10 protein-coding genes are annotated in these 13399 nt (G+C 45.1%); 9 read left to right on the top strand and 1 reads right to left on the bottom strand.

Annotated elements, in window-relative coordinates; translation table 11 throughout:
• The 9 genes from QGT46_RS00990 (at window position 1) to QGT46_RS00950 (ending at window position 12293) form a co-directional block, all read left to right on the top strand.
• Window positions 1–3138 carry an FtsX-like permease family protein gene (locus QGT46_RS00990; protein WP_301589153.1) on the top strand — a complete coding sequence of 1046 codons (3138 nt, stop codon included), beginning with the start codon at window positions 1–3 and terminating at the stop codon, window positions 3136–3138.
• Between the two features lie 29 nt (window positions 3139–3167).
• On the top strand, window positions 3168–4481 hold the full coding sequence (locus tag QGT46_RS00985) for an alpha-amylase family glycosyl hydrolase (RefSeq protein WP_148460260.1): 1314 nt from the start codon (window positions 3168–3170) through the stop codon (window positions 4479–4481).
• Window positions 4482–4561: 80 nt separating this feature from the next.
• Window positions 4562–6109: a ribonuclease Y gene (gene rny / locus QGT46_RS00980; protein ID WP_024728338.1), complete on the top strand. Its 1548-nt coding sequence runs from the start codon at window positions 4562–4564 to the stop codon at window positions 6107–6109.
• 282 nt (window positions 6110–6391) lie between these two features.
• Window positions 6392–7192 carry an SDR family oxidoreductase gene (locus QGT46_RS00975; RefSeq protein ID WP_024728337.1) on the top strand — a complete coding sequence of 267 codons (801 nt, stop codon included), beginning with the start codon at window positions 6392–6394 and terminating at the stop codon, window positions 7190–7192.
• A 51-nt stretch (window positions 7193–7243) separates the two neighbouring features.
• The gene (locus QGT46_RS00970; protein ID WP_148460259.1) at window positions 7244–9100 is read left to right on the top strand and encodes a PTS mannitol transporter subunit IICBA; all 1857 of its coding nucleotides are present in this window, start codon (window positions 7244–7246) and stop codon (window positions 9098–9100) included.
• 89 nt (window positions 9101–9189) lie between these two features.
• Window positions 9190–9897, top strand: coding sequence for a DeoR/GlpR family DNA-binding transcription regulator (locus QGT46_RS00965; RefSeq protein WP_034549974.1), 708 nt, complete (start codon window positions 9190–9192; stop codon window positions 9895–9897).
• Between the two features lie 46 nt (window positions 9898–9943).
• Window positions 9944–11083: a mannitol dehydrogenase gene (locus tag QGT46_RS00960; protein WP_148460258.1), complete on the top strand. Its 1140-nt coding sequence runs from the start codon at window positions 9944–9946 to the stop codon at window positions 11081–11083.
• Between the two features lie 15 nt (window positions 11084–11098).
• Window positions 11099–11626, top strand: coding sequence for an NUDIX hydrolase (locus tag QGT46_RS00955; RefSeq protein ID WP_024728333.1), 528 nt, complete (start codon window positions 11099–11101; stop codon window positions 11624–11626).
• 103 nt (window positions 11627–11729) lie between these two features.
• A complete protein-coding gene (locus QGT46_RS00950; protein ID WP_024728332.1) occupies window positions 11730–12293 on the top strand; it encodes a hypothetical protein in 564 nt (187 codons plus the stop codon).
• On the opposite strand, the gene QGT46_RS00945 is transcribed toward QGT46_RS00950, so the two are convergent.
• A complete protein-coding gene (locus tag QGT46_RS00945; protein WP_024728331.1) occupies window positions 12264–13292 on the bottom strand; it encodes a 3-deoxy-7-phosphoheptulonate synthase in 1029 nt (342 codons plus the stop codon). The genes QGT46_RS00950 and QGT46_RS00945 overlap by 30 nt on opposite strands.
• Window positions 13293–13399 lie beyond the last annotated feature (107 nt).

The raw sequence follows: 13399 nt of genomic DNA, 5'->3' as shown, positions 1-13399 counted from the left end.
ATGAAGAAAGCGCTTCATAAAGACAATTTTATGATGGTCCGAAAAACACTGCCCAGGTTTCTGTCCATTTTTTTTATTGTAGCCCTGGGAGTCGCATTTTTTTCAGGGGTCCGGGTTACAGAGCCTGATATGAAGTTAACCGCAGATGCCCAATTTGACGAGAGCAGGCTCATGGATCTAAGGGTCCTTGGCACCATGGGTATCACAGATAAAGATGTAAAGGCGGTCAGAGAAATTTCCGGGGTTTCCGTGGCGGAGCCAAGCTGCTCTGTGGATACGATCTGTAAATTGAATGACACAGAGATGGTCTTAAAAGTCATGGCGGCGACCGGCCGGCTCAACCAAATCAAAGTCACAGAGGGCAGGATGCCCGAAACGAATGGCGAGTGCCTGATCGATTCTTATCTGATGGAACATTCGGATATTAAAGTCGGCGATACGATCACAGTGTCTTCGGGAACTGATGATGATATCGGGGAGACATTAAAAAAATCAGAACTCAGAGTAGTCGGAGTGGGAAGTTCCTCATATTACCTTTCCAGGGACAGGGGAACGGCAACCATAGGAAATGGGCAGATCAGCGGTTTTGCCGTGGTGCCGAAAGAAAATTTCAAATTGGATGTCTACACGGATTTGTATATCACTGTGAAAGGAGCGGCAGAGAAGACCGCATATACGGACGATTACGACAATATCGTAGAGAAAACAGAAAAAAAGATCAGGGGTATTTCCGACAGCCGCTGTGAGGCCAGACAAAAAGAAATAAAGGATGAGGCCAAAAAGGAAGTAAAGAAAGCAGAAGACATATATATAAAAGAAAAGAAAAAGGCGGATAAAGAGCTTGTCAAAGCGAAAAAGAAACTGGTAGACGCCAAAAATGATATAAACACCGGGGAGAGGGAGATCACAACCCAGGAGACTGAGATTTCGCGGGGTAAAAAAGAAATAAAAAAAGGATGGCAGAGCTATAACAGCGGGAAGAAGCAGCTTGCAAAGGCCGGGAAAGAGATCAAGGCCAATGAAAAAAAGCTTGCCAGGGCAGAAAAACAGTTCTTTGAAGCGAAAGAACAGCTGAGAGAACAGATGCAGCAGGCAGGTGCCATGGGGCAGATTCCTCCGGAAATGCAGATGAAATTTGAGCAGGCAAAGAAAGAACTGTCCAGAGAGGAGGCTGTCCTAAAGGCTTCCAAAAAAGAACTGGCTAAAGGGAAAAAAGAACTGAAGGCGAATAAACAAAAGCTGAATCGTTCTGCCGCTCTGCTGAGACAGAACGAAAAAGAGCTGAGAAGCGGTGAACAGAAAATTCGGGATGCCAGGGAAGAGCTCTCAAACGCCAGAAAAAAACTTGAAAAGGGAGAGAAAGAATATAAATCTTCCAAAAAGAAGGCGGACCGCAAGTTTGCCAAGGCAAAGAAAAAGATCGGCGATGCCCGGAAAGAGATTAATGATATAAAGATGCCCAAATGGTATGTGCTGGACCGGAACAGGATTCAGTCTTACGTGGAATACGGAGGGGATACCGAAAGAATCGGGGCGATCGGAGAAGTATTTCCGGTGATTTTCTTCCTGGTAGCCGCACTGGTGAGTCTGACGACTATGACCAGGATGGTGGAGGAACAGAGGACCCAGATCGGCATTTTAAAGGCTCTGGGATACACAGGTTTCGATGTGGCAAAGAAGTATGGATTGTATGCCCTGCTTGCCACGGCAGGCGGAAGCATCGCGGGTGTGCTTGTGGGAGAGACAATTCTCCCCAAGATCATTATAGAGGCATATTCTATGATGTATACGGGGATCGGTCCGGTACAACATCCGTTTGAGACCAGGTTTGCACTGACGGCATCCACGGCTTCTGTGTGCATCACGCTTGGAGCCACCATATTTGCCTGCTATAAGGAGCTGAGGGAAAAACCGGCGCAGCTGATGCGCCCGGAGGCGCCGAAGGAGGGCAAACGGATCTTGCTGGAGCAGATCGGAATTCTGTGGAGGCATTTAAACTTTACGTGGAAATCCACGTTAAGAAACCTGTTCCGGTATAAAAAGCGGTTTTTTATGACCATATTCGGGATCGGCGGATGTATGGCGCTGCTGCTCGTCGGTTTTGGATTGAAAGATTCTATTTTTGCCATATCAAAAAATCAGTATCAAAATATTATGACCTATGATGCATCGGTTACCCTGGAAGATAATCTGTCTGTAAAAAAGGAGCAGGAAATTGCATCTTGGATACAAAAACAGCATACAATACGGAACAGCACCAAAATCCACAATGTCTCTGTGGATGTGGAGTTTGACGGGGACCGCAAGTCGGCTTCTCTGTTTGTTCCGGAAGATGCGAAAGAACTTTCGGCTTATATCCGGTTTAAGGACCGGACGTCCGGGGAGAAATATCGGCTTTCTGACAGCGGTGTGATCCTTACGGAAAAAGTATGCACCCTCCTGGGCATAAAAGAAGGAGATACCGTCACGATCAAGGAAGGAGAAACAAAGTCGGTTGGAGCAAAAGTAGAGCATATCACAGAGAATTATATGCGCCACAATGTTTATATGTCCAAAAAGTTATACCAGAAGCTATATGGAGAAAAGCCAGAGTACAATCAGATTCTTTTAAAAAACAAGGACAGATCTGATAAAACAGAAACTAATCTCGGAAAAGGCCTGCTGAAACAGGACGGAGCTGCATCTGTTTCCTTCACTTCGGATTTTGAGAAAGAGATGAACGACATGCTGAACAATCTGAATATTGTTGTGTTTGTTTTAATTGTATCTGCCGGACTACTGGCTTTTGTAGTATTATATAATCTGAACAACATTAATATCGCGGAGAGGAAGGCGGAACTTGCAACCCTTAAAGTCCTGGGCTTTTTTGACATGGAGACCGCGGCCTATGTCTACAGGGAAAATATCCTGCTCACCATCATAGGCACAGCTGTGGGAGCGGGCTTGGGCATCCTCCTCCACCGATATGTGATTTTGACTGCGGAGGTAGATCTGATCATGTTTGGAAGACAGATCCTGCCGGCCAGTTATCTATACAGTGTTCTGCTCACCATAGGGTTTGCGGCGCTGATCAATTTCATGATGTTTTTCCAGCTTCGGAAGATCAACATGGTAGAATCTTTAAAGAGCACAGAGTGACACCCCAAAGGTAGGAAGGGAGATTGACTATGAAAGAATTAACAATGAAGGACCTGATATTTTATCACATTTTTCCACTGGGAGCTTTTGTGGATGATGAGGCAGAACATGGAATACTGGAAGTGAAGAAATGGATACCCCATATCAAAGGACTCGGAGCCAATGCCATTTATTTTTCACCGGTTTTTGAGTCCAGCAGCCATGGATACGATACGAAAGATTATAAAGTGATCGATCAAAGGCTTGGAACCAACGAGGATTTTAAGGAAGTATGCGGCACCCTGCATGAGGAAGGGATAAAAGTTGTTTTAGACGGTGTATTCAACCATGTGGGCAGAGAGTTCTGGGCATTTCAGGACGTTTTGGAAAAGAGACAGGATTCTGAATACAGGGACTGGTTCTATATCAATTTTGACGGGAACAGCAACTACGGCGACGGATTCTGGTACGAGGGCTGGGAAGGCCATTTTGAACTGGTAAAATTAAATCTGGATAATCCGGCAGTCAGAGACCACCTTCTGGATGCAGTGGGTATGTGGATGGATGAATTCGAGATCGATGGTATCCGCCTGGATGTAGCCTATATGCTGAACCGGACGTTTATGAAGACTCTGGTGGATTTTGCCAGAGACAGAAATCCCGAGATGGTCTTTATAGGAGAAATGCTGCACGGGGATTACAGCACGCTGGTCAATCACCATATGCTTGATTCTGTCACGAATTATGAATGTTATAAGGGACTGTACTCCAGTTTTAATACCCACAACATGCATGAGATCGGTTATTCTCTGAACCGGCAGTTTGGGCCGGAACCATGGACGCTTTACCAGGGGCTCCCTCTGTACAGTTTTGTGGATAACCACGATGTGATGCGGATTGCCACCCAGCTTACGGATGAAAAGCATCTGCCTCTGATCTATGCACTCATGTTTGCCATGCCGGGGGTACCGTCCGTCTACTACGGAAGTGAGTGGGGAATCGAAGGATTTAAGGAACCTGGCAGTGACGATTCACTTCGTCCAAGAGTAAGACCTGATGATCTTAAGCAGGGAGAACTCTATAAATACATCGCAAAGCTTTCAGAGGTGAGGAAAGACAGTCAGGCACTGAAAGACGGCGGTTACAGAGAAATACGCACGGAACAGGATATCATCGCTTTTGAGAGGGAAGCCGGAGAAGAGAGAATTATCTTTGCCCTGAATGCAGGACCGGAGGAATACACGCTGCATTTTGACGCCAGAGCGGGAAAAGGTACGGATCTCTTGACTGGAGAAGAGAAGGATTTTGGGGGAGGGCTTTTGATTCCTCCGTACCAGGCTGTAATTATTCAACCTGAGCATTAGGCTTTCTTGACTTTTTGTGCAAAAACATTTAAAATTAGAAGAGTGTTTTATGCACAAAAAATTGAATAAGGAGGAGGCCTGTGGTAAGTATAATTATTGCCATTATCGCAACTCTGGTCATTGTAGCGCCAATTTCCGTCCTTGTTGCCAATCAAAGAAGCAGGAAGGCCATGGAAGTAACCATTGGAAATGCAGAGAGCAAAGCCAGAGATATTATAGATGAAGCCATAAAAGCAGCGGATGCGAAGAAACGCGAAGCTTCACTTGAGATCAAGGAAGAAACTATAAAAGCGAGACATGACTTTGAAAAGGAAACAAAGGAACGCAGGGGCGAACTGCAGAAGTACGAAAAGCGCGTTCTCAACAAGGAAGAAACTGTTGACAAAAAGGCTGAGATGCTGGAGCGCAGAGAACAGTCTCTGACTGCCAAAGAAAAGAATTTTGAGGCAGACAAGGCAAAAGTGCAGGAGCTCAAGTCCAAACACTTACAGGAATTAGAAAGAATTTCTGGGCTGACCTCTGATCAGGCAAAAGAACAACTATTATCAGCAGTTAAGGAAGACGTAAAGCACGAGACAGCGATGCTCGTAAAAGAGATGGAATCCAGAGCAAAGGAAGATGCGAGAAAGAGAGCTAAGGAATATGTGGTCACAGCCATTCAGAAGTGCGCGGTAGACCATGTGGCTGAGACGACGATCTCTCTTGTACAGCTTCCAAACGACGAGATGAAAGGACGCATCATCGGCCGGGAGGGCAGAAATATCCGTGCCCTTGAGAATATGACAGGAGTAGAATTGATCATCGACGATACACCGGAAGCAGTCGTATTGTCAAGTTTTAATCCGGTCAGGAGAGAGATTGCAAGGATTGCTCTTGAAAAGCTGATCGTGGACGGAAGGATTCATCCGGCCAGGATCGAAGAGATGGTCGAAAAAGCCACAAAAGAAGTGGAGACGAAGATGCGGGAAGACGGGGAGGCTGCAACTCTGGAACTTGGAGTTCACGGCATCCATCCTGAACTGGTCCGCCTGCTGGGCAAGATGAAATACCGTACCAGCTATGGACAGAACGCACTGAAGCACTCTATGGAGGTGGCACAGCTTTCAGGGCTTCTGGCATCTGAGATCGGAGTCGATGTCAGGATGGCAAAGCGCGCTGGGCTGCTCCATGATATTGGAAAAGCTATCGACCACGAAGTGGAAGGTTCCCACGTAGAACTTGGAGTGAACTTGTGCAAGAAGTACAAGGAACATCCAATTGTAATCAATGCAGTGGAGTCCCATCATGGGGATGCAGAGCCAGATACATTAATCGCTTGTCTTGTTCAGGCTGCAGATGCAATTTCTGCAGCGAGACCGGGAGCGAGAAGCGAGACACTGGAAAGCTATACGACAAGGCTGAAACAGCTGGAAGAGATCGCAGATTCCTTCCAGGGTGTTGATAAAACTTTTGCGATTCAGGCAGGTCGGGAGATTCGGGTAATGGTAGTTCCGGAACAGATCAGTGACGACGACATGATTTTACTGGCCAGGGATATTTCAAAACAGGTGGAAGATAACCTGGATTACCCGGGACAGATCAAGGTCAATATTATCCGTGAGTCACGGGTTGTGGACTATGCGAAATAATCAATGTAAAGTGAGACAGCAGATGAATTTATTCATCTGCTGTCTTTTTCTGCTGTGAGAAATCTTTTACACATATTTGAACCGCAAAAAACATGCAGATAACCGCATTTTTGTACGAAAAATGCGGTTTATTTTATATAAAAACGCATATAACTGCAAGAAATAGCATTGACAATGCAAAAATATGCTGGTATTATAAAGATATAGCAAATAAAACAAGCAAATAGATGCATAAAATGCAAATGAAGACGCAAAAAAATGCAGAAAGAAAGGAAAGCAAATATGGAAAAATGGATGGATTTAAGCGGGAAAGTTATGATCGTAACAGGCGGAAGCCAGGGGATCGGTGAACATGTAGTTGAGACATTGAGACAAAACGGTGCGGCAGTAGTAGTAGCGGATTTGAGAAACAATGAGAGATTTGAAAAGGATGAGAATATCTTCTTTGTTGAGTGCAACGTTGCCGACAAGAAAAGTGTGGATGCGATGGTTGAGCAGGTTATAAAAAAATATGGAAAAATTGATGGCCTTCTTAACAATGCAGGAGTCAGTCGTCCGAGACTGCTGGTTGATTTTTACGGAAAACGGCCGGAATATGAACTTTCAGAAGAAGACTTCGATTTTATGGTCAATGTAAATCAAAAAGGAGTGTTCCTGTGCTCACAGGCTGTTGCACGTTACATGATAAAACAGAAATCCGGAGTGATCGTAAATATGTCATCTGAGGCAGGGATGCAGGGATCTAAAGGCCAGAGCTGCTATTCAGGCACCAAAGGAGCAGTCCTTTCTTACACAATGTCATGGGCGAAGGAACTGGGTCCTTATAATATCCGTGTTGTCGGTGTGGCGCCGTCGATCAACGAGAGAACTCCTATGAATAACGACGCGGCATTTGAAGCACTTGCTTATACAAGAGGACAGGATAAGAACAATATTTCATCTGATTATGAAAAAGTTATTCCTATGGGAAGGCCGGGGAAATTAGATGAAGTTGCCGATTTGATCTGCTACCTGATGTCCGACCGCGCAAGTTACATATCAGGAACTACTGTAAATATCAGCGGAGCTAAGTCTACACGTTAAAAAGCATTTAAATAGTAAAAAGTATAAGAATGAGAACCGGAGGTGTAAGATATGGAAACAAAAGCAGGGGCACTGGACAGAATTCGTAAATTTGGCGGGCATATGAGCGGGATGGTCATGCCGAATCTGGGTGCATTTGTGGGCTGGGGACTGCTGGCAGCATTGTTCATACCAACAGGGTGGATTCCCAACGAAAAATTAAATGAGATGGTAGGTCCGATATTAAATTATCTGCTGCCGCTTCTGATCGGCTATACGGCAGGCTATAATATCCATGGACAGCGGGGAGGTGTTATCGGTGCATTTACTACCATGGGAGTGATTGTGGGTTCTGATATCACTATGTTCAGCGGAGCCATGATCATGGGTCCGTTTTCCTCATGGATTCTAAAGAAGTTTGACCGTGCAGTGGAGGGAAAAATCAAGCCCGGATTTGAAATGCTCATCAATAATTTCAGCCTTGGAATCCTTGGATTTGCTTTGGCTATCCTCGGTTATTTGATCATCGGGCCGGTGGTAAATGCGATTATCGCATTTTTGACGGCAGGAATAAACTTCCTGATCGCGAAGAAACTGATTCCGCTTTTGGCTGTATTCATGTGTCCTGCCCAGGTGTTGTTTTTGAACAATGCAGTAAATCATGGAATCATCTCACCGATTGCATTCGCTCAGGCTCAGGAGGCCGGTAAATCCCTGATGTTCCTGCTCGATTCTAACTGTGGTCCGCTGCTGGGCACCTTATGCTCCATTGCTGTTTTTGGAAAGGGAAAAGCAAAAGAGACAGCTCCCATGGCGATGTTTATTGCGGGAATCGCCGGTATCGGGGAAGTGTATTTTCCTTTTGTCCTGGCAAATCCGATCATGATTTTTGCCACGATGGGAGGGCTTGCAACCTCTCTTCTGCTCCTGGTCGTGTTGGGCGGCGGTCTGGTCGGCATGCCGTCTCCGGGCAGTTTGATAAATATAGCCCTTATGACACCAAAGGATGCTGCGGTGGCAAATGTTCTGGCAATCGGAGCGGGATTCGCGGTGGCGCTGCTGATCGGTTCATTTATTCTGAAGACCATAGGCTCTCCGGAGGAAGAGGCAGATCTTGCCGTGGCCGGTGTCGATATGGGAACAAAGGCAGAAAAGCCGGAAGCGGCCTTTAAGAAACATAAGCCTTCTTTAGGAGGCGCCATTCGTTACATCATTGTGGCCTGTGATTCGGGAATGGGGTCCAGTGCCATGGGAGCATCGGTTTTAAAGAACCGTCTCCAGAAAGAAGGATACAAAGATATTAAAGTAAAGAATTCATCAGCCAGCCGGATCGATCCTGATGCAGACATGATTATCACGCTGGAAGGGCTGATTGAGAGGGCCAAACTCAGTGTAGATAATACAGGCAAGGAATTTCTGGCGATCAACAACTTCCTGAAAGAAGCTGATTACGACCGGGCTCTGGAAGTGATCGAAGACAGAAACGGCAAAGAAAAAGTAAAACCTATTTTATCAGAAGAAAATATTGCGTTAAATGTAAAGGTAAAAGATAAAGAAGAGGCAATCCGGTATGCCGGAAAAATTTTAATGGAAAACGCGTATACGACTCCGAAGTATATTGAACATATGCTGGAGAGGCAGAGGAGATTCTCTGTCTATATCGGAAACCATTTGGCGATCCCTCATGGGATAGAATCGTCAGATTCGGAAATATATACATCGGGCCTGTCTGTAGTACAGGTTCCGGAAGGCGTTGATTTTGGTGATGGAAATATTGCATATGTAGTCATAGGCATCGCCGGAAAAGACGGCACTCATCTGAATATGCTCAGCAACATAGCATTGATCTGTGCTGAGGAAGAAAATATTGAAAAGATGAAGCGCGCTGAAAACAAACAAGAGATAATGGAAATATTGAAGAATATTTAATGGCCGCTTTTGCTTTCCCTTTTTCGGCGGATTCGTTATAATAATATTAATTTAATCAACAGAATGTATGTGTAGGAGAAGGTAAAGCGATGAAGATGTTAAAAGCAGAGAGGCAGGATAAGATCCTGGAGATACTGTCCCTCGAAAATAAAATTATTGCCAGTGAATTAAGTGTGAGGCTTGAAGTTTCTGAGGATACGATCCGCAGAGATATTAAAGAATTAGACCAGAGAGGCCTTCTGAAGAAGGTGCACAGCGGAGCGGTAAAAAACGGACCTTTGAAGGAAGATTTTGATGCAAGGATTGATCTGAATCTGGAAGAAAAGATTCGTCTGGCCAAAAAGGGCGCAGAATTGATTAAACCCGGATCAGTGATTTTGATCGATGACGGAACAACCAATTATCAGGTGATCAGGCACCTGGATAAACACATGCGCTGTACGGTTATTACAAACAGTATCCCGATCATCCTTCTTTTAAGGGATTATCCAAACATCGATGTGATCACACTGGGCGGGAATCTGTATAAGTCTTCCATGGCCACTTATGGATATGAAGTCATCAAACAGCTGGAACTGCTTCATCCGGATTTGTATTTTATGGGAATTTACTGTATGAGCAGTGAAGTGGGCATCAGCCATTCATCCATAGAAGAATGCCAGCTGAAACAGAAGATGCTTTCTGTCTCTTATCAGACTGCAGCGCTTGTGACGAAGGAAAAGATCGGATCTGTGTCAAATTATGTCATATGCAAGACAGGTGACATTACATATTTGATTACAGATTCTGATCAGTAAATATAGAGCTGTCTTTCAGACATAACACTGATTAGGAGGAAAAATAATGAAGAATGTATTGATTGTAGGAGCAGGACGGTTAGGAAAAGGGTTTGTAGGCGAAACTTTTGACAATGCGGGATGGAATATTACATTCCTGGATAAGGACCCGAGAGTTTCAGAAGAATTACAAAAACACGGATGCTATTATGTGAAGGTACACCGGGTGGATGAAATACAAAACCGTACTGTCAAAAATTTTAAAGCATATACCTGTGATGAAGAATACTCATGCATGGAAGCTTTCTTGGAGACGGATGTGATCGTACTTCCCCTTTACCCGGAAGATTTTGAAGAGGCGGCAGGTTATCTGGCGAAGTGCTTTGAAGAATTTTACAGGGTTCATCCGGACCGCAGACTGACTATGATCTGTATTACAAATAAAAACTATCTGATCCCGGGAATTACGGAGGCATTCAGAAAAGACTTGTCCGAAGAAGCAAAGGAGTGGTTCGATCAGAATGTAGTGATCCGCGACTCTATTATCCGCAGAAGTACAGATGCGAAGAGCAATTACGATGTTCACATTGATACCGTTGCAGTTAATTCGCTTTTGATCCAGCAGCCGGTCAATAACGATTTCAGTGATGTCGAATGGATGGAACTTACGGACAAGATTGAGATGCTCAAAGACATTAAAGTCACCGCAGTCAACGGTCCCCATGCAACGCTGGCCTATATGGGATATTTAAAGGGGTACAGTACGATTCCGGAATCTGAGGCTGATCCTGAGATCGCGGAAGTTGTGGAAGGAGTGGTAGAGGAGATCACGGCAGCCGTTATGAAGGAATATCCGATTACACCGGAAGAGCTGCACAATCTCGTTTATTTTGCACCGGCCAAGGGTGTGCTTCCGGATTCTATCTACAGGGTAGGATACGATCCGATTCGTAAATTGTCAAAAGGAGACCGTCTGACAGGAGCCGCCGAGCTGTGTCTGAAACACGGCGTCAGTTTCGATTCGATCGCCAAAGCTATGGCGGCCGGATTCCAATATGCGGAGCCCAGGGACGCAAACGCACAGAAACTTCAGCAGGGAATTAAAAATAACGGAATTGAACAGGCGGTATCTGAATATACTGGTCTGGACGCAGACAGCCCGATTGCAAAACGTGTAATCGAATATTATCATCAGTCTGTAAGCTAAAAGGCGGGGAATCATATGGATGGATATAAAAAAATCAGACAGAATCTTGTACACCAGGGAAAAGTAGTGGGCTTTTATGAAGATATCATTACACTGCCCAATGGCAATACTGTCACCTGGGACCTGGTAAAGCATCCGGGAGCAGCAGCAATTATTCCGGTCACAGAGGAAGGAAATATCCTGCTGGTCCGTCAATATAGAAATGCTCTGGATGCAATGACTTATGAGATACCGGCCGGAGGAATTGAACAGGGGGAGAGCGGGTACGACTGTGTAAAAAGGGAGATCGAGGAAGAAACAGGATGCAGGGCAGAAAAGATTGAACCTCTGATCACGATTGTAACTGCCATTGGCTTCTGCGACGAAAAAATCCCGATCTTTGTCGGGACCGGACTTCATAAGACAGAGCAGAATCTGGACGAAGACGAGTTTATCGATGTATATGAATTTACGCCGGAGAAAGTGAAGGATATGATCCTAAAAGGAGAGATCGTGGATGCCAAGACGATTTCTGGAATCATGACATATTTAAATACGCTGTAAGGATGAGATACCCGGTGTCATAAAGAAAAAAGAGAGCACATATAATTTTATGTGGCTCTTTTTTTATATCTGCGGAGCAAATGATATCTGGGAGGGAATTTAGATGGAGCGGAAGAAATTTTTCATCGGCGTGTTCGTGCTGACCGGTCTTGTGCTGGGAAGCCTTTTTACAAATGCAGTGTATAAAGATTATCTGGAGTATGGGGGACAGATGGATTCCCTTGTGCTCAGCGGGAAAGGATTATACATATCAGGCAGCAGCCTTCTGCCCTATATTTTATTTAAGAGGGGAAAGCAGTACGGAATTCTATTTCTGATCGGTTTTATTTTGAAGCCGGTTGTGCTTTTATACGGCGGACTTTTCAGCCTTTCTTTTTTTCTGGGCTCTATCCTGTCTCTCCAGGTGATGAATTTAGGAATTGCAGGCCTGCTGATTGTGATACTGAGCCTGTTTCCGCACTATATCTGTTACGGCGGGTCTATGTATCTTCTGTACCAGCGGAATGTAAGAGATGAAAAAAAAGAAGAAATAACCTTTGATACAGGTCATTCCTTCTTAAAAAAGTTTTCCATTCATCTGGAACTGATACTGCTGGTGCTGGGCTGCTTTTTAGAGAGCTATGTTAATCCGGGAATTTTAAACATGTTCAGCCATCTTATAAAGTAATTCCTCGGTCTTTTCCCATCCAAGGCAGGGGTCTGTGATGGATTGGCCGTACACGCCGTTTCCGATCGGCTGGCTGCCGTCTTCAATGTAGCTTTCGATCATGATGCCTTTAACGAGAGAATTGATCTCGGGGAGGAAGCTTCGGCTGTGGAGAACTTCCTGGACAATCCTTGGCTGCTGATCCCACTGCTTTCCGGAGTTAGAGTGGTTGGCATCCACGATGACAGCCGGGTTCGCAAGGCCGAATTTTTCATACATATAAGCAACTCTTGCCAGATCTTCATAGTGGTAATTCGGCACATTGTTGCCGTGCTTGTTGACAGAGCCGCGGAGGATCGCATGGGTCAGAGGATTTCCGTCTGTATTTACTTCATAGCCGTTGGCAATGAAATTGTGGGAACTCTGTCCGGCCACGATAGAATTCATCATTACGGTGAGATCGCCTCCGGTTGGGTTTTTCATCCCTGCGGGAATGTCGAATCCGCTGACAGTTAGACGATGCTGCTGATTTTCTACAGAACGGGCACCTACGGCTACGTAGGATAAAATATCTTCCATATAAGGCCAGTTTCCGGGATAAAGCATCTCATCAGCCGCAGGCATGTGGAATGCTTCCAGAGCGTCGATGTGGAGTTTTCTCACGGAACGGAGACCTGCTGCCATATCCGGAGCTTTCTCTGGATCCGGCTGGTGAACCATTCCCTTGTATCCGGCGCCGTTTGTTCTCGGTTTATTTGTATAGATCCTGGGGATCATCAGAAGTTTGTCGGAAACTTTTTTCTGAACGCCGGCCAGTCGTCCCAGATAGTCCATCACCGCTGTCTCATTGTCGGCAGAGCAGGGACCGATGATCACGATAAACTTTTCGGACTCCCCTGTAAAGACCTTTTTGATCTCTTCATCTCTCGCCATTTTTATCTGTTTTGCCTCTTCGCTCAAAGGAAATTCCTGCTGAAGTTCCTCAGAAGACGGCATTTTATTGATTCTATGCATACCCATAATCTTACCTCTCCTTTATATCTCAATCTGTATGTAGACGGCCCATAAAGCCGATTGTTATAAGTTTACCAAATGTCCACAGTGCTGTAAAGAAGGAAAGACAAAAC

Source organism: Anaerostipes faecis (genome assembly GCF_910574135.1).
In the GTDB taxonomy this organism is placed as follows: domain Bacteria; phylum Bacillota; class Clostridia; order Lachnospirales; family Lachnospiraceae; genus Anaerostipes; species Anaerostipes hominis.
Note: the sequence above shows the minus strand (reverse complement) of the source record. Positions and strands in the feature narration are given on the sequence as shown.